The sequence below is a fragment of the Paenibacillus sp. BT-177 genome (assembly GCF_025846815.2).
Taxonomy (GTDB): domain Bacteria; phylum Bacillota; class Bacilli; order Paenibacillales; family Paenibacillaceae; genus Paenibacillus; species Paenibacillus polymyxa_C.
Genome location: NZ_JAOYTP010000007.1, coordinates 164055 through 186370, shown reverse-complemented (window position 1 = coordinate 186370; position 22316 = coordinate 164055). Strand labels below are relative to the sequence as shown.

Genomic DNA, 22316 nt, shown 5'->3' with positions numbered 1-22316 from the left:
GGCTTTCGGGTCTGTCTTGAATATATAAAACTAAACGAACTTTGGGAGGAACTCACTCATGACAGTTAAAGTTGGTATTAACGGTTTCGGACGTATTGGACGCCTTGCTTTCCGCCGTATTCAAGACGTAGAAGGTATTGAAGTAGTAGCAATTAACGACTTGACAGATTCCAAAATGCTGGCACATCTGTTGAAATATGATACAACACAAGGTACTTTCCAAGGGGAAGTAGAAGTACATGACGGTTTCTTCAAAGTAAACGGTAAAGAAGTTAAAGTTTTGGCTAACCGTAACCCTGAAGAATTGCCTTGGGGAGACCTGGGTGTAGACATCGTTCTGGAATGCACAGGTTTCTTCACAACTAAAGAAGCTGCTGAGAAACATTTGAAAGGCGGCGCTAAAAAAGTTGTTATCTCCGCTCCAGCTACTGGCGACATGAAAACTGTCGTTTACAACGTAAACCATGAAATTCTGGACGGATCTGAAACTGTAATTTCCGGTGCTTCTTGCACAACTAACTGCCTGGCTCCTATGGCTAAAACATTGCAAGACAAATTTGGTATCGTTGAAGGTTTGATGACTACAATTCACGCTTACACTGGCGACCAAAACACTTTGGATGCTCCACATGCTAAAGGTGACTTCCGTCGTGCTCGCGCAGCAGCTGAAAACATCATCCCTAACACTACTGGTGCTGCTAAAGCAATCGGTCTGGTTATCCCTGAGCTGAAAGGTAAATTGGATGGCGCAGCTCAACGTGTTCCAGTACCAACAGGTTCCCTGACTGAGCTGGTAACAGTTCTGGAGAAAAACGTAACTGCTGAAGAAATCAACGCAGCGATGAAAGAAGCTTCCGATCCTGAAACTTACGGATACACTGAAGATCAAATCGTTTCTTCTGACATCAAAGGTCTGACTTTCGGATCCCTGTTTGATGCAACTCAAACTAAAGTTCTGACTGTTGGCGACAAACAACTGGTTAAAACTGTAGCTTGGTACGACAACGAAATGTCCTACACTGCACAATTGATCCGTACTTTGGAATACTTCGCTAAATTGGCTAAATAAGAATTTCCTTATCGAGCAACATCATAGAGCGGAAACAGGTGTTATTGTTTCCGCTCTTTATATATCAAAATGTGCCTTAAATTCCTGTTTCGTAAAATTATAAGGGTGCGGAGGAATATGGAGATGAACAAAAAGAGCGTACGTGATATAGAACTGAATGGAAAACGGGTGTTTGTTCGTGTAGATTTTAACGTTCCGGTTGAAGATGGTAAAATTACAGATGACAAGCGTATTCGCGAAACCTTGCCAACCATTAACTACCTGATTGAAAAAGGTGCAAAAGTTATTTTGGCGAGTCACTTTGGACGTCCAAAGGGTCAAGTCGTTGAATCCATGCGTCTGACTGCTGCTGGTGTACGTTTGTCCGAACTGCTGAAAAAGCCAGTTGTTAAAGTGGACGAAGCAGTTGGTGAAGCTGTTAAAGCGAAAGTGGCTGAACTGCAAAACGGCGATGTGCTATTGCTTGAAAATGTACGCTTCTACCCAGGAGAAGAGAAAAATGATCCTGAACTGGCTAAGCAATTTGCTGAACTGGCTGACATTTTCGTGAATGATGCTTTTGGTGCAGCACACCGTGCTCATGCTTCTACAGAAGGTATCGCGCATTTCCTTCCGGCTGTTTCCGGCTTGCTGATGGAAAAAGAGTTGTCTGTTATTGGTAAAGCTTTGTCGAATCCAGATCGTCCTTTTACAGCCATTATTGGTGGTTCCAAAGTAAAAGACAAAATCGACGTAATCGACAACCTGCTGAACATTGCAGATAACGTAATTATTGGCGGCGGTTTGACTTATACATTCTTCAAAGCTCAAGGTCATGAAGTGGGTCAATCTTTGCTGGATGAATCCAAACTGGACGTAGCTCTTGGATTTATTGAAAAAGCGAAGAAGCTTGGCAAAAACTTCTACCTTCCTGTGGATATCGTTATTTCTGACGATTTCAGCGCTACAGCGAACACGAACATTGTGGACATCGACGGCATTCCTGCAGATTGGGAAGGCGTGGATATCGGACCGAAAACTCGTAAAATCTATGCAGATGTTATCAAAAACTCCAAATTGGTTGTTTGGAATGGACCAATGGGTGTATTTGAAATCGAGCCTTTCGCTGGCGGTACTCGTGAAGTAGCGGAAGCTTGTGCTACAACAGAAGCATACACCATCATTGGTGGCGGTGATTCTGCGGCTGCGGCTGAAAAATTCCACTTGGCTGACAAAATGGATCACATCTCCACTGGCGGCGGCGCATCCCTGGAATTCATGGAAGGCAAAGCACTTCCGGGTGTTGTTGCACTTAACGATAAATAATCAAACGCATTACGCGTAATAAAGGCTTTAGGGCACCTAATAGTTAGGAGTTGAAACCATTGAGAACACCGATTATCGCGGGTAACTGGAAGATGTTTAAAACCGTACCAGAAGCTAAAACCTTCATCGAAGAGATCAAAGGTAAAGCAGAGGTTGCAGGAGTGGAGAGCGTTATCTGTGCTCCATTTACAAATCTTCCTGCTCTGGTTGAAGCAGTAAAAGGTACATCTATTAAAATCGGCGCACAAAACCTGCACTTTGCAGAAGATGGCGCATTTACAGGTGAAATCAGCGGCGGAATGCTGAAAGATCTGGGCGTAGACTACGTTGTGATCGGACACTCCGAGCGTCGTGAGTATTTCAACGAAACAGACGAAACGGTGAACAAAAAGGTTCATGCAGCATTCCGTCATGGCCTGACACCAATCGTATGTGTAGGCGAAAAGCTGGAAGACCGTGAAGCAGATCAAACCAAAGAAGTTGTAAAAGTGCAAACTGTAGCAGCTTTTGCTGGTCTGGCTAAAGATCAAGCAGCACAAGTCGTAGTTGCTTATGAGCCAATCTGGGCCATCGGAACAGGCAAATCCTCCACTTCGCAGGATGCGAATGAAGTGATTTCCTACATCCGTAGTCTGATTAAAGAGCTGTATGATGAAAATACAGCAAATGCTGTACGTATTCAGTACGGTGGTAGTGTAAAACCTGAAAATGTTACTGAGTACCTGGGTCAAAGCGATATCGACGGCGCGCTCGTGGGCGGTGCCAGTCTTCAACCGGCGTCGTACATCGCGCTTGTTGAGGGGGCGAAGTAAGATGACAGCACCAAAACCGGTAGCTTTAATTATTATGGACGGATTCGGACTGCGTGACACTGTGGAAGGTAATGCGGTTGCACAGGCCAACAAACCGAATTACGACCGGTATTTAAAACAGTATCCACATACCACGTTGACGGCTTCTGGTGAAGCGGTGGGTCTGCCGGAAGGACAAATGGGTAACTCCGAAGTAGGTCACTTGAACATCGGCGCAGGTCGAATTGTATATCAAGATTTGACTCGTATTTCGAAGTCCATCCGTGAAGGCGAGTTCTTCGACAATGAAACATTGGTTAAAGCCGTGCAACATGCGAAGAAGAACAACACTAAACTTCACCTGTACGGACTTCTGTCCGACGGTGGTGTGCATAGCCATATCAGCCATCTGTTCGCTATGCTGGATCTGGCTAAAAAAGAAGGATTAACTGAAGTGTACATTCATGCTTTCATGGATGGACGTGACGTTATGCCTGATAGCGGCGTAGGCTTTATGCAACAACTGGTCGCTAAAATTCAGGAAGTGGGCATTGGCCAAATTGCAACCGTACAAGGGCGCTATTATGCAATGGACCGCGACAAACGTTGGGAACGTGTTGAGAAGTCTTACCGTGCAATCGTATACGGTGAAGGTCCTCAATACACCGATCCACTCGAAGCATTGAAGGAATCGTATGAAAAGTCAGTGTTCGATGAATTCGTGGAACCAACTGTTATTGTGAAGGCTGATGGAAGCCCTGTAGGGCTGGTCGAAAGCAATGACTCTGTCGTATTCCTGAATTTCCGTCCTGACCGTGCGATTCAATTGTCTCAAGTATTTACCAATGAAGATTTCCGTGGTTTTGACCGTGGGCCAAAATGGCCTAAGGATCTGCACTTTGTTTGCCTGACCTTGTTCAGTGAAACGGTTGGAGGCTTTGTTGCCTATGAACCGAAAAACCTGGACAACACGTTTGGCGAGGTGCTGGTACAAAACAACAAAAAGCAATTGCGTATTGCTGAGACAGAAAAGTATCCGCACGTTACTTTCTTTTTCAGTGGCGGACGCGATGTGGAGCTTCCTGGCGAAACTCGTATTTTGATCAATTCGCCTAAAGTGGCTACATATGATCTGCAGCCTGAAATGAGTGCGTATGAAGTAGCGGATGCTGCTGTTAAGGAAATCGAAGCTGACAAGCATGATGCGATTATCCTGAACTTTGCCAATCCGGATATGGTTGGACACTCCGGTATGCTGGAACCAACAATTAAGGCAGTAGAGACGACGGATGAATGTGTTGGACGTGTTGTAGATGCAGTTAAAGCCAAAGGTGGCGTGGTAATTATCATCGCTGACCATGGTAACGCGGATATGGAAATTGATGAGCAGGGACGTCCGTTCACAGCTCACACAACGAATCCGGTTCCGTTCATTTTGACTGACGAAAATATCGTTCTGCGTGAGCATGGAATTCTGGCTGACGTAGCTCCAACGCTTCTGGATTTGATGCAACTTCCGCAACCTGCGGAAATGACAGGAAAATCTATGATTGCATCCCGCAAGTAAGCTTGATTTAATAAGTATAGGCTTGACCAATAAATTATGAATTACAAAGGAGATTAAGTACAAATGACTATTATTTCTGACGTGTACGCTCGCGAAGTCCTCGACTCCCGTGGTAACCCTACGGTTGAAGTTGAAGTATATCTGGAATCCGGTGCGATTGGTCGCGCTATCGTTCCTTCTGGTGCATCCACAGGCGCTCACGAAGCTGTAGAGCTTCGCGATAACGACAAATCCCGCTACCTGGGTAAAGGCGTTCTGCAAGCTGTTAAAAACGTGAACGAAATTATTGCTCCTGAAGTAATCGGCTTGGATGCTGTGAACCAAGTAGAAATCGATACATTGATGATCAAATTGGACGGTACTCCAAACAAAGGTAAACTGGGTGCGAATGCAATTCTGGCTGTATCCATGGCTGTAGCTCGCGCTGCTGCTGAAGCTCTGGGCTTGCCACTGTACACTTACCTGGGCGGATTCAACGCTAAACAATTGCCAGTACCAATGATGAACATCGTTAACGGTGGTGCTCATGCCGACAACAACGTTGACGTACAAGAATTCATGGTTCTGCCTGTAGGCGCTCCTACATTCAAAGAAGCTCTGCGTGTTGGCGCAGAAATCTTCCACAACCTGAAATCCGTACTGAATTCCAAAGGCTTGAACACAGCTGTTGGTGATGAAGGTGGTTTTGCTCCTAACTTCAAATCCAACGAAGAAGCTCTGTCCACTATTATCGAAGCGATCGAAAAAGCTGGTTACAAACCAGGCGTTGACGTATTCCTCGGTATGGACGTTGCTTCCACTGAGTTCTTCAAAGATGGAAAATACACTTTGGAAGGCGAAGGTAAATCCTTCACTTCTGCTGAGTTCGTTGACCTGCTTGCTTCTTGGGTTGATAAATACCCAATCATCACTATTGAAGATGGTTGCTCCGAAGATGACTGGGAAGGTTGGAAATTGCTCACTGAAAAACTGGGCAACAAAATCCAATTGGTTGGTGACGACCTGTTCGTAACTAACACAGAGCGTCTGGCTAAAGGTATCGATGAAAACATCGGTAACTCTATCCTGATCAAAGTAAACCAAATCGGTACGCTGACTGAAACATTCGATGCTATCGAATTGGCTAAACGCGCAGGATACACAGCTGTAATCTCTCACCGTTCCGGTGAATCCGAAGACAGCACAATCGCTGATATCGCTGTTGCAACAAATGCAGGCCAAATCAAAACTGGTGCTCCTTCCCGTACTGACCGTATTGCGAAGTACAACCAATTGCTCCGCATTGAGGATCAACTGGGCGAACTGGCTCAATACCACGGCTTGAAATCTTTCTACAACCTGAAAAAATAATGTTGCGAAAAATGCTGACAGCGTCTTAGACCTATGGTTTATGATCACGAAGTCTGACGCCCGAAGCTTTTACGCATGAATAAAACAGACCTGCTCGCCATGTGCAAGCAGGTCTGTTTTTTATTATGAAAATGTATAATATATCTACAGAAGCTTAATGACTAAGTGTCTTGCCGTAGCTGTTGTTATCTACTGGAAGCTGTGGTAGAATGAAAATAGTGTTTTGCGTTAATTTCCGGCTATTTAAAGCATGATATGTGCATGTTTTCATAAAAGAGGCTGTGTTGTTTTGCAAAACAGATGTATAAGCTCAGGAGGTGGGATTTTTCATGGAAATCTTTTTGAAAGTGCTGCTCGTTGTGTTCTCGATTGCTGTTATTGCGGTTGTTTTATTGCAAAAGGGGAAAAGCGCAGGTTTGTCCGGTGCCATCTCTGGCGGTGCTGAGCATCTGTTCGGCAAGACCAAAGCTCGCGGTATGGATTTGATTTTACAACGCGTAACTGCTGTTTTGGGTGCGTGTTTTATGATCGTTTCCGTTTTGGTTGCATTTTTCGCAAAATAAGATAAATATACACCTTAAGCCTTCGTTTCACGGGAAACGGGGGCTTTTTTGGATTTTGGACAGGCAGGGATGCCGTCGATTAAATTCGTGTATACTAGGGTATGAGTATATAAAGAGCCTTGTATCAGGAACAAGGAACATGCGGATTTATTACTGAAAATTAAAGGTCACCCGAGGTGGACAAAATTATGATAACAGAGCAACAACTACTTGATTTCATGCGCGAGACCGCATACAAGCCTATGACATACCAGGAGCTGGAGCAACATTTTGACATTAAGGATGCAGAAGAGTTTCGGGAATTTCTTAAGCTCTTGAACGCATTGGAGGAAGACGGGAAAATTCTACTGACCCGCACGAACCGTTATGGTGTTCCAGAACGGATGGATTTGCAGCGCGGGCGTTTGCAGGCCCATGCCAAGGGCTTTGCTTTTTTGATTCCAGAGGACCGGGAGCACCCGGATGTATACATTCATGCTAACGACTTAAAGAGCGCGATGAATGGAGATACGGTACTGGTAAGAGTAACATCAAAGGGACCTGCGGGTGGCCGACTAGAAGGCGAAGTTGTGCGAATCGTGAAGCGCGCAGTGCTTCAGGTAGTCGGTGTGTTTCAGAGCCACGAAGCATACGGTTTTGTTTTGCCGGATGATAAACGTATTAACCGGGACATTTTCATTCCTAAGGACAGCTTTAACGGAGCTGTAAACGGACAAAAGGTCGTCGTGCGTATTGTGAGCTATCCGGAAGGACGTGCAGCGGCAGAAGGCGAAGTGCTGGAGGTGCTGGGTCATAAGGATGATCCGGGCGTTGACATCTTGTCCGTTATTCGCAAGCATCAGCTCCCAGAAGCTTTTCCGGATGAAGTGATGGCGGAAGCGGATCAGGCTCCTGATGCGATTACGGAAGAAGAGATTATACGTCAGGGACGGCGTGATTTGCGCGATAAGATCATAGTTACCATTGACGGGGAAGATGCCAAAGACCTCGATGATGCGGTTAATGTAGAGCGTTTGCCGAACGGAAACTACCGTCTGGGCGTTCATATTGCTGACGTAGGGTATTATGTGCGTGAGAACTCCAAGCTGGATCTGGAGGCATATAACCGCGGTTGTAGTGTGTATTTGGTTGACCGCGTCATTCCGATGCTTCCACATCGACTTTCAAACGGAATTTGTTCATTGAATCCTCAGGTGGATCGACTGACTTTATCCTGTGAGATGGAATTCAATGAGCATATGAAGGTTGTAAAGCATGATATTTTTACCAGCGTGATTAAAACGAAGGAACGGATGACCTATACTAACGTTCGCAAAATCCTCGAAGAGGAAGATGCAGAACTGATGGAACGTTACGAGGACCTGGTTGATGTATTCCGTACGATGAAGGATCTGGCATTGAAGCTGCGTGCGAATCGGATGCGCCGCGGTGCAGTTGATTTTGATTTTGATGAGGCCAAAGTGATTGTAGATGATGAAGGCAAAGCTGTCGATATTGTGAAGAGGGATCGTACGATAGCCGAACAAATTATTGAAGAGTTTATGCTGGCGGCCAATGAAACGGTAGCCGAACATTTTCACTGGCTCAAGGTACCGTTCTTGTACCGGATTCATGAGGACCCCGACCCAGAGAAGCTGCAAAACTTTATGGCTTTTGCAGCTAATTTTGGTCATCAGATCAAAGGTCGAGGAAATTCCATTCATCCGCGTGCACTCCAAACATTGTTAGAAGATATTCAGGGTACGAAGGAGCAAACGGTGCTTAGCACAATGATGCTGCGTTCGATGAAGCAGGCAAAATATGATGCGGAGTCTACAGGACATTTTGGACTGGCTGCGGAGTATTACTCTCATTTTACATCACCGATTCGTCGTTACCCTGACTTGGTAATTCACCGTGTCATTCGTGAGGTATTGGAGAATGGCGGGGCTTTGACAGATGAGCGTCAGGAATATTTGACTGCACGCATGCCAGATATTGCTCAGCAATCCTCCGAGCGTGAACGTGTGGCTGTGGATGCAGAGCGCGACACAGAACAGATGAAAAAGGCTGAATATATGCTGGATAAGGTCGGCGAGGAGTTCGAAGGGATCATCAGCAGTGTAACCAGCTTTGGGATGTTCATTGAGCTGGACAACACAGTCGAGGGCTTAACGCGTCTGAGTGCACTTACGGACGACTATTATCATTTTGACGAGCAGCATATGGCGTTAATCGGAGAACGCACCTCTAAGGTATTCCGCATTGGGGATGAGGTTAAGGTTCGCGTCGCACGTGTGAATATGGAAGATTACACAATTGACTTTGAACTCGTCGATATGAAGCAACGGCAACGTCGTGAACGGACGGGAGGCTCGGGCCAGGGTGGAGATTTTGCACGTGGCGAGGGCCGTGCTAAAGGCAGAGGCCGAGAAGGACGTGACCGTAAGGGCGGTAAGGACAAGGCTGGTAGAGAGCGTAAAGGCGGTCGTGAGGCGGCTGGAAAGCCTAAAGAGGGCGGCAACGGAGGAATTAGCACCGCAGGTCGCGCAGGTCGCGGTGGTGGAAACGGTGTCGGTACAGGCTCGCCAGGCAGCTTCGGCTTTGGTAGTGGCAAGGGCGGATACAATTCGCCAGCAACGGGTGCAAGCAAGCGACGGAAGAAGACGTCTGCCAGCGGGATCTTCATTGGTGATGCAGCTACCCCAGGTAATGATGCCAGATCAGGCGGTGAAGGCGCAGCACGTCGCAAGCGGAAAAAAAAGGGCGGTAACGGCGGAAATAGCACTGCTGGGTTTGTACGGAAAAAGAAAAAGTAGGTTGATAAAACTTACTTGTTAGGTAACTGGAGCTTCTCAAGAACAGTGGATGATGCTGATGGAAGCTTAGGTATATGAGCGGTTTCTATCTGCAGTAAGGATAGAAGCCGCTTGATTTTAGTGTGCTATTGGGGTAATTAGAAATGTAGCAGCCTTGACCTTTCTTGCTTTTACCATCTGAAATTTGTTACAATATATTTCTAGGGTAGCTCTTTGTAGCTGGATTTCTAGATTGAATTAAGTTATGTATAAGGAGTGGTATTCATGGGTAAGAAGGCAGACGGGAAAGTGCTCGCCCAGAACAAAAAAGCTTCCCATGACTATTTTATTGAGGACACCTACGAGGCGGGCATGGTGTTAACGGGAACGGAAATTAAGTCTCTGCGGAATGGTCGCTCTAATATAAGCGATGCTTTTGCTACGATCCGTAATGGTGAAATTCATATTCACAATATGCATATCAGCCCTTTTGAACAAGGTAATCGTAACAATCCGACCGATCCGACGCGTACGCGTAAGCTGCTGCTGCATAAAGAGCAGATTCGTAAGCTTATTGGTCTCTCGAAACAGGAAGGCTACACCATCGTGCCGCTCAAAATTTATGTTCGCAATGGTTATGCCAAACTGCTGCTTGGACTGGGTAGAGGTAAAAAGCAGTATGATAAGCGAGAAACGGCTGCCAAACGTGATGCGCAGCGTGATATCCAACGTGCTCTACGAGAGAAGCAAAAAATTGCAAGATAAGTTACTGCTGATTAGAATGGTACAAATTACGTGGATAAGTTACTTGTTCCTGTAATGGTGCTATTTTATCAAGCTATAATGGCTTCAATCCGTTTCGTTATGACATGTAATATGTTATACTAACGAAGTAGTAATTTTTCAATGCATCTTGATTTAACATGGTTCGAGTGTTGAATCTTAGGATTCAGCTTTTGATATTATGCACTTATGCTCCGGTATTTCCGGATTTATCCGTGGAGCCCTTTTATAATATGGGGGCGTTTATGGATTCGACGGGGATAGTTCGAGCATGGGTAGCGGGTAGTGGGGACGCGTCCACTTCATCAACGCTAAAGCCTATTAAACGGCAAACAACAAAACAACTACGCTTTCGCAGCTTAATAACCTGTGAGCGTGCTCCTCTCCTGCATCGCCCATGTGCCGGATGTAGGGGCTAACCTATAGTGGGATACGCTGTCACATCTCCGCCTGGGGTGTGCTGAAGAAGACAATCAGGCTGACCCAACGTATAGCCGGTTACGGGGCGATACTCGGGTGACATCAAAACTGTGACTACACCCGTAGAAGCTTATGTGTCGTTATCTTCGGACAGGGGTTCGACTCCCCTCGCCTCCATTCTAAAAACCCGCTCAGTGAGCGGGTTTTATTTATTAATAATGAGTGATGAAATGTAATTTGGATGTAGAAACAACAAGGAATCGTCAAGGACTTGTTCAAAGAAGAACTAGAGCTGAAAATGAACTATAACAGATTTTTACATAGTACAAGATGATTGATTATAATCAAAAGGCACTGGTCACACATTTAGTATAAAATAGACCGTAAGAGAAGGTGTCTGCAATAGGTACCTTAATATAATGGGGGTTACAATATGATTACAGGTGAGATCAAAAACAAGATCGATATTATGTGGACAACATTATGGACAGAGGGAAATACAAACCCTTTAACAAATATCGAGCAACTAACATACCTACTCTTCATTAAAGGCCTAGATGAAGGCGAACTTAAGAAAGAAAACGAAGCGAATTTTTTAGGGCTTGAATATAAAGGGATTTTTTCGGAAATGCCAGCAGACTTCAATGAAGTGCAAAAGAAACACTGGCCAATGATGCGTTGGACACAGTTTAAGAACTTACCAGCTCAAGAAATGTATGAAGTAATGGTGAGTACGATTTTCCCATTCATAAAAACGTTAGGTGGTAAAGAAGAATCTGCATTCTCAAAGTACATGAAAGATGCAATGTTCCAAATTAATAAGCCTGCTACATTACAAAAAGTAGTAACTGCACTTGATAGCATCCCAATGGAAGAGCGTGATACAAAAGGGGACATTTACGAGTACTTATTATCTAAGCTACAACAAGCGGGTACAAACGGTCAATTTCGTACACCACGCCATATTATTAATATGATGGTAGAACTGATGAAGCCGTCACCAGAAGACATAATTATCGATCCGGCAATGGGTTCAGCGGGTTTCCTTGTTTCAGCAAGTGAATATTTACGAAAGAACCATCAAGACTTGTTTTTAGTACAAGGGTTAAATGAGCATTTCCACAACCACATGTTCTATGGTAACGATATGGATACAACGATGTTACGTATTGGGGCTATGAACATGATGTTGCACGGGGTAGACGCTCCAAATATTGATTATCGTGATTCACTATCTGAGGAAAATAAAGATGAGGATAAATACACATTAGTGCTAGCGAATCCACCATTTAAAGGATCATTAGACTATGATGCTGTATCGAATGACTTGTTAAAAGTAGCGAAAACGAAGAAAACAGAGTTATTATTCGTGTCGCTTATTTTACGTACGTTAAAGGCTGGTGGACGTGCTGCTGTAATCGTACCGGATGGTGTATTGTTCGGTAGCTCAACTGCGCATAAAGCCATTCGTAAAGAAATTATTGATAACAATAAGTTAGAAGCGATCATTTCAATGCCTAGTGGCGTATTTAAGCCGTATGCAGGAGTTTCAACAGGTATTATGATTTTCACGAAAACAGGTGCAGGTGGAACGGATCACGTATGGTTCTATGATATGAAGGCTGATGGTTACTCATTAGACGATAAACGTACGCCAATTGAAGCGAATGATATAGAGGATATTATTGCCCGTTTCAGTAACTTACAAGGTGAAGCAGAGCGTAAACGTACAGAGCAATCATTCCTTGTGCCAGTTGATGAGATTCGTGAGCAAGGCTATGATTTGTCGATTAATAAGTATAAAGAGGTTGAGTATGAGGAAGTGGAGTATAAATCACCCGAAGAAATCATTAATGATATTCTATCTAAGGAAGAAGAAATTATTAATGAATTAAAGGTATTAGAAGCTTTATTGAAGGGGTGAGTAACGTGGAATATAAAATTGAAGATTTATTTGAGTTTATTAGAAATGGAGTGAATATAAAACAGGGATTATCAGGTGGATATCCAATAACTCGTATTGAAACGATTTCAACAGGTGAAATAAATCGTAATAAGATGGGATATGCAGGAATTACTGATATAGGAAAATTTGAAAATTATATATTAGAACACGAAGATATCTTAATGTCTCACATTAATAGTGAAAAACATTTGGGTAAATGTGCGTTATATGAAAAAAAAGAGAATGAACAAATTATTCATGGGATGAATTTACTAGGGTTAAGGGTGAAAAGGGGGATTTTATTACCTAAGTTCGCCATTTATTTATTCCAGACACAGCAATTTAGAAAATCTCTAAGTAAAATTGTTAAAAAGTCGGTTAATCAGGCAAGTTTTGCTGTGAATGATTTGAAGAAAATTAAATTGGATATTCCATATATTGAACAGCAAAAATATATTGTAGCAGTACTTGATAGCTGTAATAGGTTAATAGAAAAACGCCAATCCCAAATCACAGCATTAGACGAATTAACACAAAGTTTGTTTTTAGAGATGTTTGGAGATCCAATTCAAAACATAAAAAAATTCAAGCAGATGCCAATAAAAAATGTTATATCGGACATACAAACAGGGTGGAGCCCTGTTGCTAGTAAAGAACCAGCTACTAATAATGAACCAGGAGTTTTGAAACTAAGTGCTGTTACAGGAGGCAGGTATAACTTTAAAGAAAATAAAAAGTTACTTGATGGGACACCTTTTAAAAGTGAGTATGAAGTGAATGTCGGGGATATCCTTTTAACAAGAAAGAATACAAAAGAGTTAGTTGGGGCTTGTTCCTATATATTTGAAACGTCTTCAAAACTGATGTTTTCTGACTTAATATTTAAATTAATTATTAAGAATATAACTTTGATAGAACCGATTTATCTATGGAGATTATTGAATAACAATTCAATGAAAAAAGAATTAAGTAAACTAGCATCGGGTAGTTCAGGGTCGATGCCTAATATATCTAAGAAAAATTTAAATGAGCTTCTAATTGTAGTACCTCCTATTGAATTACAGAAGGAATTTGTTAATAAAATTATTTCTTTAGAAAAGATAAGAAATGATTTTATTAACAGCCTATCTTCATATGAAATATTATACAATTCCCTACTCCAAAAAGCCTTCAAAGGCGAGCCCTTCCAAGAACAATAACTATCTAGCATAGGAGAAAAGTATATGTTGAACTTCGATTTTTTAAAGTACAAACAGTTATTCACTAGCTTTGCCAATGCCTGTTATGAAGCGGAAAAGGCGATGCAAGTTAGCCCAGCCACGGTTGCGATTTTATCGCGCCGTGCGCTCGAGCTTGCGGTGAAATGGGTCTATCAGTTTGATAACGATGTGAGAATACCCTATCAAGATAACCTCTCAAGCTTGATTCATAATCGTCACTTTTTGGGCATCATTGATGAAGAACTGTTGCCGATGATGAAATATGTGGTGAAGCTTGGAAATGCAGCAGTACATACGAATGTGGCAATTACTCGTGATGAAGCGGTGTTGTCTTTACATAATTTACATCAGTTTGTGGCATGGATTGATTATTGTTACGCCGAGGAACATACCGCATCTACGTTTGATGAAGCGTTATTGTATGATGCAGTATACAAGCGAGAGCGTCCAGAGGAACTAAGTGATTTATATGACAAGCTAAGTGCTAAGGATCAGTCACTTGAAGAGCTTCGTAAGCAGAATGAAGAACTCCGGGCACAACTAACGGCTAATCGTGTAGATTCACAACGAGATTACAATTTTGATGTCGATACGATTTTAGAGTTTGAGACGCGTAAACGATATATCGATTTAGACTTAAAGTTAGCTGGATGGGAAATTGGCAAAAACTTTGAGATAGAATATCCGGTAACAGGTATGCCAAATGCAAAAGGCGAAGGTTACGTGGATTATGTGTTACGCGGTACAAACGGTAAAATTTTAGCTGTTGTTGAAGCAAAACGTGCTTCACGTGATCCCAAAGAAGGGCGCAACCAAGCAAAACTGTATGCAGATTGTGTAGAGCAGGTGCAGGGGATACGACCTGTCATCTTTTATACAAACGGCTTTGAAACGCATATTTGGCATGATCACTATGCAGCACGTAAAGTGTCAGGCTTCTATACACAAGATGAGCTACAATTGTTAATCGACCGTCGTCAAATCAAGCAGCCTTTAACGAATATTGAAATAGATGATGATATTACGAACCGATATTATCAAAAAGAAGCGATTCTAGCGATTTGTAATACGTTCAGTAACAACCAACGAAAAGGCTTACTCGTAATGGCAACAGGCAGTGGTAAAACACGTACAGCGATCTCATTAGTCGATGTGTTAACGAAAAATTATTGGGTAAAAAATGTACTGTTTCTTGCGGATCGTACATCTCTAGTGAAGCAAGCTTTTCGTAACTTCAACACACTGCTTCCGAACTTATCATTAAGCAATATGCTTGAAAAAAATTCGAACCCTGAAGCTGCTCGTATGGTGTTCTCGACATATCCAACGATGATGAATGCGATTGATGAAGTGAAGCGTAAGAACGGCAACCGTTTATTTACGATAGGGCATTTCGATTTAATTATTATTGACGAATCACACCGTTCAATCTATCAGAAGTATAAAAGCATTTTCGATTATTTCGATGGGATGCTTGTCGGTTTAACCGCAACGCCAAAGGATGAACTTGATAAAAATACGTACACGATTTTTGATTTAGAAAACGGTGTACCGACCTTTGCCTATGAATTAGCGAAGGCTGTAGAGGATGGCTACTTAGTTGATTATCGCACGCGAGAAACCACGTTGAAAATTTTAGATGATGGTATTCGTTATGATGATTTATCCGAGGACGAAAAAGAAGAATTTGAAGAGATTTTTGAAGATGAACCGCAAGTAAGGGATATTGATAGCTCAGCCATTAATCATTTTGTATTTAACAAGAACACAATCGATCACGTGTTAAATGACTTAATGGAATATGGCTTGAAGGTTGAAGGTGGAGACAAGTTAGGAAAGACTATTATTTTCGCCAAAAACCACAAGCATGCGATGGCCATTAAAGAACGCTTCGATTTGAAATTCCCTGAAAACGATGGTGATTTTGCCGAGGTAATCGACTATAGTGTGGAATATTATCAGACGCTTATTGATGACTTCTCAACCCCGGACAAGATGCCACAAATTGCGATTTCGGTTGATATGCTAGATACGGGAATTGATGTGCCAGATGTATTAAACTTAGTCTTCTTCAAAAAGGTGCGCTCAAAAACGAAGTTTTGGCAGATGGTCGGTCGCGGAACACGTCTCCGTAAAGACTTATTTGGACCAGGATTGGATAAGGGCTACTTCTTAATATTTGATTATTTAAGAAATTTTGAATATTTCCGTGTGAATGAAAAAGGTGAAGAAGCCAAAATAACTCAAACATTAACGGAAAGGTTATTTAACACAAAGGTTGACATTGTACGTGAATTACAATCGCTTCAATATCAAGAAGCACCGTTTATATCTTATCGAGAACAGCTATTGAAGGAAATCGTATCGGACGTTCGGGCATTAAATGATGAGAACTTCCGAGTGCGCCAATACTTACAATATGTGCACAAGTATCAAAATGAGGAGAGCTGGCAAGCGTTATCGGTGGTACAGACCAATGAAGTGAAAGAAAACATTTCACCGTTAATTGCTCCGATTGAAGATGATGAGCTGGCCAAACGCTTCGACCTGTTAATGCTGACAATTGAACTAGCGAGCTTGCAGTCGAATAATGCTACAAAGTCTATTCGCCGGGTTATTGATACTGCAGAAGCACTTTCAAAACTAGGTACAATTCCACAAGTATTAGCACAAAAAGATGTGATTGATGACGTACGAACGATGGAATTCTGGGAAGAGGTTTCGCTTACTGATCTAGAAAGGGTTCGTGTTGCACTACGTGATTTAATTCGCTATATTGAACGTTCAAACCAGAAAATTTATTACACTGATTTCAAGGATGAAGTGATGACTGTTGCAGAAAATACGTCGATTTATAATGTGAATGACTTACAAAGCTATCGTAAAAAGGTAGAGCATTACTTAAATGAGCATCAACATGAGGATACATTAGCGATTTATAAGCTGCGTAACAACAAACCATTAACGAAGCAAGATGTAGAATACTTAGAGCAAATTTTGTGGAGTGAACTTGGTTCCAAAGAACAGTACGAAAAAGACTATGGGGATACCCCTGTCACAAAGCTTGTTCGTAAAATTGTCGGTCTTGACCGCCAAGCTGCTGTTAAAGCATTTTCAACATTTATTTCTGAACAGATTTTAAACTTACAACAAACGCAATTTGTTGAGTTGATCATTGATTACATCGTTAAGAATGGCACATTAGAACGCCAAGTATTGCAGCAAGATCCGTTTAGTTCAGTAGGTGGGATTATGGTTGTGTTCAAGGACCAGCTTCCAAAAGCTCGTGGAATTTTAGATATCATCGATCATATTAACCGTAATGCGGAGGATATATCTTGAGGGCTATTTACAAAGTCTTTTTGCATACCAGGTGAATCCTTGCTTATATGATGACGCCAATTATAGTTTTGCAAAGCCGTGGTTCGCCTCCAAAACCCGAACACCATCTTTTAAGGATGGTGTTTTTCATATTTAGGGCATAAATGTAATTGGGCGTGGTGTCAGGAATACTTTAGCGGGATTATGCGTTACATAAGCCTATGTTATAATTAATAAGTACAATATCTTTTGAAAAATCACATTTCACATTTCTATATATAAATCCATTGGACAAGGAGTACATTGACTAACTGTGCACGATGATCAGACTTTATTGCACCACAAGTTAATTATAATCGGCGCAGGCGCATCAGGACTCATGGCCGCCGTTACTGCGCGGGATTTAGGTATTGATACCGCCATTCTGGAGGGGAACGACCGGATTGGGAAGAAAATCTCCATGACAGGTGACGGTCGTTGTAATATTACGAACGATTCCACTGCGATGGGTAAGGATGACGAAGCGGTAGCCTTATCGCGCAAGTATTACAGCAGTCAGGCTGAATTTACGCTGCCTGTGTTGCAACAATTCGGCATCGGTCTTTCTTTCATGTGCTCGGGCTGCCGCTTACTAAATTGAAAGAGGGTTTAATGTACTACAGGCGGCATCTGTGGTGGATATTTTCGAGCTTGCTCTAGAGGAGCGGAACATTCCGGTATACCTTAACAACAAAGTGCTTGATGTCACCGTATCAGCAGATCATCCGCGATTTAAAATTACATGCCGAACGGAAACAGAGGAGCAGGTGGTCTACACTAGCGAATATCTGTTTCTCTGTACGGGTGTTCTTACCTGCCAGAATGCGGGGACGGATGGGTCCGGATATACAATCGCCCAGCAAATGGGGCATTACTTGGGGGAGCCTGTTCCGGCCCTCGTGCAATTGAAGGTGAAATATCCATATCAGAAGGCACTTTCCGGTATCAAACTCCAAAGACGTGCCGACATCCTCGTGAACGGCAAAGTCGCAAGCAGTGAAACAGGGCGGAATACATTACACCGATTACGGCTTCTCCAGTCCCACCGATACTACAGCTTGGCTGGACGGCAGACGTTCATCTCGCGAAAGGGGACACCGTATCTATCCATCGATTTGATGCCGAACCGCACGGAGGAAGAGGTTATCGAATTTCTGGAGACGAATCAGAGGAAGTTCCCGCACCGAACGTTCGCGGAGTCCTTTGTCAGTTTTCTACACAAGAAAATCGTCTCCGTCCTGCTGAAGGAAGCTAAGATTGATCAAGAGCCTAGGCCTGGAGCTCCGGTTATTCCGCCGCGAAGGCAATTACTGATCAACTTGGCAGGCATAGTGTATAAAGATGGATAGTTGTTTGGCTCTCACACAGGAAACACGCATCGGCGGATTGTGGTTTTGAACAGCCACGGTTCGCCTCCATTTGAGTAAGACAAGAAAGCCATCAGCCAGTGTTTCTGGTTGATGGCTTTTTATTATGGTTTTAATAATTGAGATAAAGAGGCCTTACAACTGATTTTGGTACTAATTATAGTTAAGTCACGACGATTTGCCTTTCATCTATTGTTTATATCAAGCGATTCCACGCTATAATATCCACTCTTTTACATGCGGATACACCCCATATTTTCTAAGAAACCTTATGGAACTCTCTCATGCACAAGGTACTTCTCGATAGTATCGACGCCCTCTTCAACAATATGCTCTGAAGCAAGGCAATAATATTTGTCTTCAATAAGTTCACTCTTTTGGGTTAGGGAAGAACCGATGTGAATGTGATTCGCTATTTTAATATCTCTTATCTTTTAGGGGCAAGACGGTTTTGGGGAGCTTCATGCATTCATTCGTTAGCCATGTTAATTCAAAATAACAGAATGGATGGGGCTTTCTGTAAACAAAATCTTTATTCTATCCGATACATACATAAGAATGGTTTACTGTTAAAAATAACCTCTTAAACTCATGTTTGAATGGTGTGATAGCTACGAACACATGTAAACACAAGGTGGCTGGCGAACGTGCCTTGTGCCACAGGAAAGGAGATATGAAAGCATTTGGACGTACTGCAAAACGGAATAGGGTATGAAAGTCTACGCTTATACGGTCCTTTTCAACCTCAGCATATGGAACGATTGCGAATTACCAGGGCCGTTAACGATCATGCATACCTGTATGTGAGCGGGATGCTGTCGGAAGAACAGGGAGCCGCGTGTGTTGGACAGAGCATGGAGCAGGAACCGATTGTCATACGTCAGTTGAATGGGCAAGGACAGTCGCTTAGACGTTTGTTTCATGGGTTAATTACACGCATGTCTGTGCACTGCATACGGGGAGTATACACTTTTGAACTGGAGGCGGCCTCGCATTCCTATCAAATGGATATCAAGAAGAAAAGGCGCTCCTATCAAGATATTCACCGTACTTATGATGATCTGGTCACTACAATGGTTCGGAAGTACATGTATGGAGATGCCATTGATACGGTGACCAATTATGCTAAATTAGGTACTTTTGTTTTACAATATGAAGAAACCGACTGGGCCTTTTTAAAGCGTCTTGTCTCTCGCTTTGGTTCGGTACTTGTACCGGAGATTACGGCTGCATCACCTAAGATTTTCTTTGGGATGCCAGAAGGCAAGCAGTATAAGGTGGAGCGAGATGTATTTTATAGGGTACGGAAAACATTTCATGATTTAGATAGAGGGAACCTGGGGGAACGTGCTGGTGTGTATGTCACCTATACGATTGATAATCTGCAATACTATGCACTGGGTGACTTGATCACGTTACCCATCGGACAAGGCAAAGAACTGGTTGTTGTTCGGGCAATGACAGAGTTAAAGGACGGTTTACTCCAAACTCGTTATGATCTCCAAGCTGAACAGGATATTCAGTATGATCGGTATGAAAACGATCAAGCTATCGGGATTTCACTCACGGGAACGGTGCTGAAGGTACAACAAGATTTCGTACAACTTCAACTGGAAATTGATCCGAAAGCAAGACCTAGCTAAAGCTTGCTGGTTTCCCGTAGCTACCCGTTATGTCGCGGAAGAACATAGTGGCTGGTATGACATGCCTGAAGCTGGGGAACAAGTGGAGCTGTATTTACCTACACACTGTGAACAGGAAGCCTATGTGGCAGATTCCTTGCGACAACATCGCCACGTCAATGGACAGCCAGATGTGAAGGCATGGAAACACGTACAAGGTAGCGGCATAGAAATGTCTGAGCAGGAGCTGATCCTGTCCACTTCCGATGGGTTTTCGATTACACTGCATGATGATACAGGCATCACCGTCAACAGTCCGGGGAATGTACAGATTCAGGGCGGTCATGTAAAGCTGGATGCAGGCCAGGAACTATCACTGGAAGCTGGAACCGCACTATATTTAAAAGGTGGAGCCAGCAGTATAGTGCTAGATGGTGAGACGGACACCAAAGCCCCAGTGATTTATCAGGAAGGTACGGTAAAAGCTCCAGTTTTCGTAGCTGACCTTCCTCCTGTACCTGAGCCGCCGTTGATGAATATTAAGGCGTATGAGGCCGCACAATCTAAAGCAGCCAATGCTTCTTCCAGTAGTACGGCTCCTGCTCCTACAGCAAAGGTTACAAGTCCAGCGGCACTTCAACAGGCCAATGCTTTGCTGGGTACAGTATCCAAGCTATTAGGCCCCATTCCAGCAGTCGGGAAAGTAGCCAATGTGATGTTGAATATATCGGGTGGACTAGCAGGTAAAGTGGCGGCAACGGTTTTACAAGTATCCGCAGCAATCCCTGTTCGGAGCAAAGGAACGCCTACCTTGGGGGCGTCTAAAGAAGCAGGCATACATCCGTTAAAACATTGGGCAGGTCTGGCGCTTCAAGGATTGATTAGTCAGTATGAGCATGAGCAAGCAAAACAAGCCTATTATAGCAAGTGGATTTTAGGCAAAGTATATACGAGTGCACGTCATGTAGCGCATTCCGGTGGTCCCCTAGAGCTCGTTCAAAACTTGCTGAGAGAATCGAACACTATAGTTCATGCTTATCAGCAAATTCCCACCGAGTTGAGACAACGCTGGAGGGCGAACTACGACAGTTACATGGCTCAACAGCCGCAGCCGAAGCAAGAGGAAGAATCTCAGTCCTGGTGGGATCTTATGGCGGCAGTCCAGCTCCAGAATGCGGAAAATGAAGCCATTATGGCGAAGCAGATGGCGAACGAGTTGGAGTATGCCGCAGATGTGGGTGGAGAAGTTGTACTAGGAGCAGCAGCAGCGGTTGTAGAAGATTATTCGTTCGGATTAATGAATAAGGAATATACCTCAGAGCATCCGATGGCGCGTAAAACAGGTGAAGTGATCGGACATTCTTTGACGACTGTAGCCGGAGCTGTAGAAACGGTTGGTGCTGTGACGGAAGGATTCTTAGGTGGTTTGGTAACAGCTTCAGGAGTAGGGGCACCTGTAGGCGTCCTGGCTATGGCACAATCTGCCCTTTTGGGAGCACATGGGACAGCGGTAACGTATACCGGAGCATCCAATAGTGTGGAAAGTGCTAAGGACCTTTATCGAATGTCTAAAAGCGAGGGTCCAAATAGTTCAACGCCGTCTAAACCTTCTGGCGGAAAGTCAGGTAAGAGCGAAGGAACACCTGCTTCACAGAAACCGAGCAAACCCAACGAGAATCCGTCCGGGACTAAGGTGACAGGTGACGTTGTTAGTAATATTAAACTTACAGAACCTTCTTTACCAAAGGGTAGTAAACCTAAAGGTAATTATGGAGCAGGAGATTCACATGGAATAAAGAAACAAAATGAAACAGCCGATTTCTTGGCTGACAAAGGTTATGACATTAAGATGTTGGATGAAATTGATGGTGGAAATGGTTATGGGATTAAAGAAGGATCGAATCCAGATTTTTTAATCGAAGGGAAAGTATTCGATTGTTATGCGCCTAAGCCAGATGGTAAGGTACAAAGTATAATAAAAGAAATAGCAGGAAAGACAAAGAACCAATCTGGAAGAATTGTTCTCAATTTAGACAACTTTCCAGATGAAAAAATTGCAGAAATTACTGGAACAATTTTAAGAAAAGCAAATCCGAATGGTGATTTAAAAAGACTTGAAGAATTAATTAGTGTTAAAGATGGCACAATTACAAAAGTATTTGGAGGAGAAAAGTGAG

Annotated in this window: 13 protein-coding genes, 1 other RNA gene and 1 pseudogene; all 15 read left to right on the top strand. The window is 43.2% G+C overall.

The features are described from left to right. The first annotated feature begins 58 nt into the window (after positions 1-58). The 15 genes and pseudogenes from gap to OIU26_RS19845 all read left to right on the top strand — a co-directional run bounded on the left by gap (position 59) and on the right by OIU26_RS19845 (position 22315). The gene (gap, locus tag OIU26_RS19915; RefSeq protein WP_013368817.1) at positions 59-1069 is read left to right on the top strand and encodes a type I glyceraldehyde-3-phosphate dehydrogenase; all 1011 of its coding nucleotides are present in this window, start codon (positions 59-61) and stop codon (positions 1067-1069) included. A 123-nt stretch (positions 1070-1192) separates the two neighbouring features. Then, positions 1193-2374: a phosphoglycerate kinase gene (locus OIU26_RS19910; RefSeq protein WP_044786793.1), complete on the top strand. Its 1182-nt coding sequence runs from the start codon at positions 1193-1195 to the stop codon at positions 2372-2374. A 59-nt stretch (positions 2375-2433) separates the two neighbouring features. Continuing rightward, positions 2434-3186 (top strand): triose-phosphate isomerase, encoded by a 753-nt coding sequence (gene tpiA, locus OIU26_RS19905; RefSeq protein WP_264217782.1) that lies wholly within the window; start codon positions 2434-2436, stop codon positions 3184-3186. Between the two features lies 1 nt (position 3187). Further along, positions 3188-4732: a 2,3-bisphosphoglycerate-independent phosphoglycerate mutase gene (gpmI, locus tag OIU26_RS19900; RefSeq protein WP_013368820.1), complete on the top strand. Its 1545-nt coding sequence runs from the start codon at positions 3188-3190 to the stop codon at positions 4730-4732. 63 nt (positions 4733-4795) lie between these two features. Next, a complete protein-coding gene (gene eno / locus OIU26_RS19895; RefSeq protein WP_013368821.1) occupies positions 4796-6082 on the top strand; it encodes a phosphopyruvate hydratase in 1287 nt (428 codons plus the stop codon). Positions 6083-6411: 329 nt separating this feature from the next. Further along, on the top strand, positions 6412-6645 hold the full coding sequence (secG, locus tag OIU26_RS19890; protein WP_013368823.1) for a preprotein translocase subunit SecG: 234 nt from the start codon (positions 6412-6414) through the stop codon (positions 6643-6645). A 188-nt stretch (positions 6646-6833) separates the two neighbouring features. Continuing rightward, positions 6834-9443: a ribonuclease R gene (gene rnr, locus OIU26_RS19885; protein ID WP_264217781.1), complete on the top strand. Its 2610-nt coding sequence runs from the start codon at positions 6834-6836 to the stop codon at positions 9441-9443. 264 nt (positions 9444-9707) lie between these two features. Further along, positions 9708-10187, top strand: a complete 480-nt coding sequence (gene smpB, locus OIU26_RS19880) for an SsrA-binding protein SmpB (protein ID WP_007428162.1) — start codon at positions 9708-9710, stop codon at positions 10185-10187. Between the two features lie 253 nt (positions 10188-10440). Further along, positions 10441-10805, top strand: a transfer-messenger RNA (tmRNA) gene (gene ssrA / locus OIU26_RS19875). Between the two features lie 253 nt (positions 10806-11058). Continuing rightward, on the top strand, positions 11059-12549 hold the full coding sequence (locus tag OIU26_RS19870; RefSeq protein ID WP_264217780.1) for an HsdM family class I SAM-dependent methyltransferase: 1491 nt from the start codon (positions 11059-11061) through the stop codon (positions 12547-12549). 5 nt (positions 12550-12554) lie between these two features. Next, complete coding sequence (locus OIU26_RS19865; RefSeq protein ID WP_264217779.1) at positions 12555-13769, top strand: restriction endonuclease subunit S; 1215 nt, start codon at positions 12555-12557, stop codon at positions 13767-13769. Positions 13770-13793: 24 nt separating this feature from the next. After that, positions 13794-17132: a DEAD/DEAH box helicase family protein gene (locus OIU26_RS19860; RefSeq protein ID WP_264217778.1), complete on the top strand. Its 3339-nt coding sequence runs from the start codon at positions 13794-13796 to the stop codon at positions 17130-17132. Positions 17133-17424: 292 nt separating this feature from the next. Then, a complete protein-coding gene (locus tag OIU26_RS19855) occupies positions 17425-17751 on the top strand; it encodes an NAD(P)/FAD-dependent oxidoreductase (protein ID WP_264217777.1) in 327 nt (108 codons plus the stop codon). A gap of 34 nt (positions 17752-17785) precedes the next feature. Next, complete coding sequence (locus OIU26_RS19850) at positions 17786-18499, top strand: NAD(P)/FAD-dependent oxidoreductase (protein WP_264217776.1); 714 nt, start codon at positions 17786-17788, stop codon at positions 18497-18499. A 701-nt stretch (positions 18500-19200) separates the two neighbouring features. Further along, positions 19201-22315, top strand: a pseudogene (locus OIU26_RS19845) (contractile injection system protein, VgrG/Pvc8 family). Position 22316: the final 1 nt, after the last annotated feature.

Coding starts and splice junctions, on each gene's coding strand:
- gap (WP_013368817.1), top strand. CDS start 59: ATGACAGTTAAAGTTGGTATTAACGGTTTCGGACGTATTGGACGCCTT.
- OIU26_RS19910 (WP_044786793.1), top strand. CDS start 1,193: ATGAACAAAAAGAGCGTACGTGATATAGAACTGAATGGAAAACGGGTG.
- gpmI (WP_013368820.1), top strand. CDS start 3,188: ATGACAGCACCAAAACCGGTAGCTTTAATTATTATGGACGGATTCGGA.
- eno (WP_013368821.1), top strand. CDS start 4,796: ATGACTATTATTTCTGACGTGTACGCTCGCGAAGTCCTCGACTCCCGT.
- secG (WP_013368823.1), top strand. CDS start 6,412: ATGGAAATCTTTTTGAAAGTGCTGCTCGTTGTGTTCTCGATTGCTGTT.
- rnr (WP_264217781.1), top strand. CDS start 6,834: ATGATAACAGAGCAACAACTACTTGATTTCATGCGCGAGACCGCATAC.
- smpB (WP_007428162.1), top strand. CDS start 9,708: ATGGGTAAGAAGGCAGACGGGAAAGTGCTCGCCCAGAACAAAAAAGCT.
- OIU26_RS19870 (WP_264217780.1), top strand. CDS start 11,059: ATGATTACAGGTGAGATCAAAAACAAGATCGATATTATGTGGACAACA.
- OIU26_RS19860 (WP_264217778.1), top strand. CDS start 13,794: ATGTTGAACTTCGATTTTTTAAAGTACAAACAGTTATTCACTAGCTTT.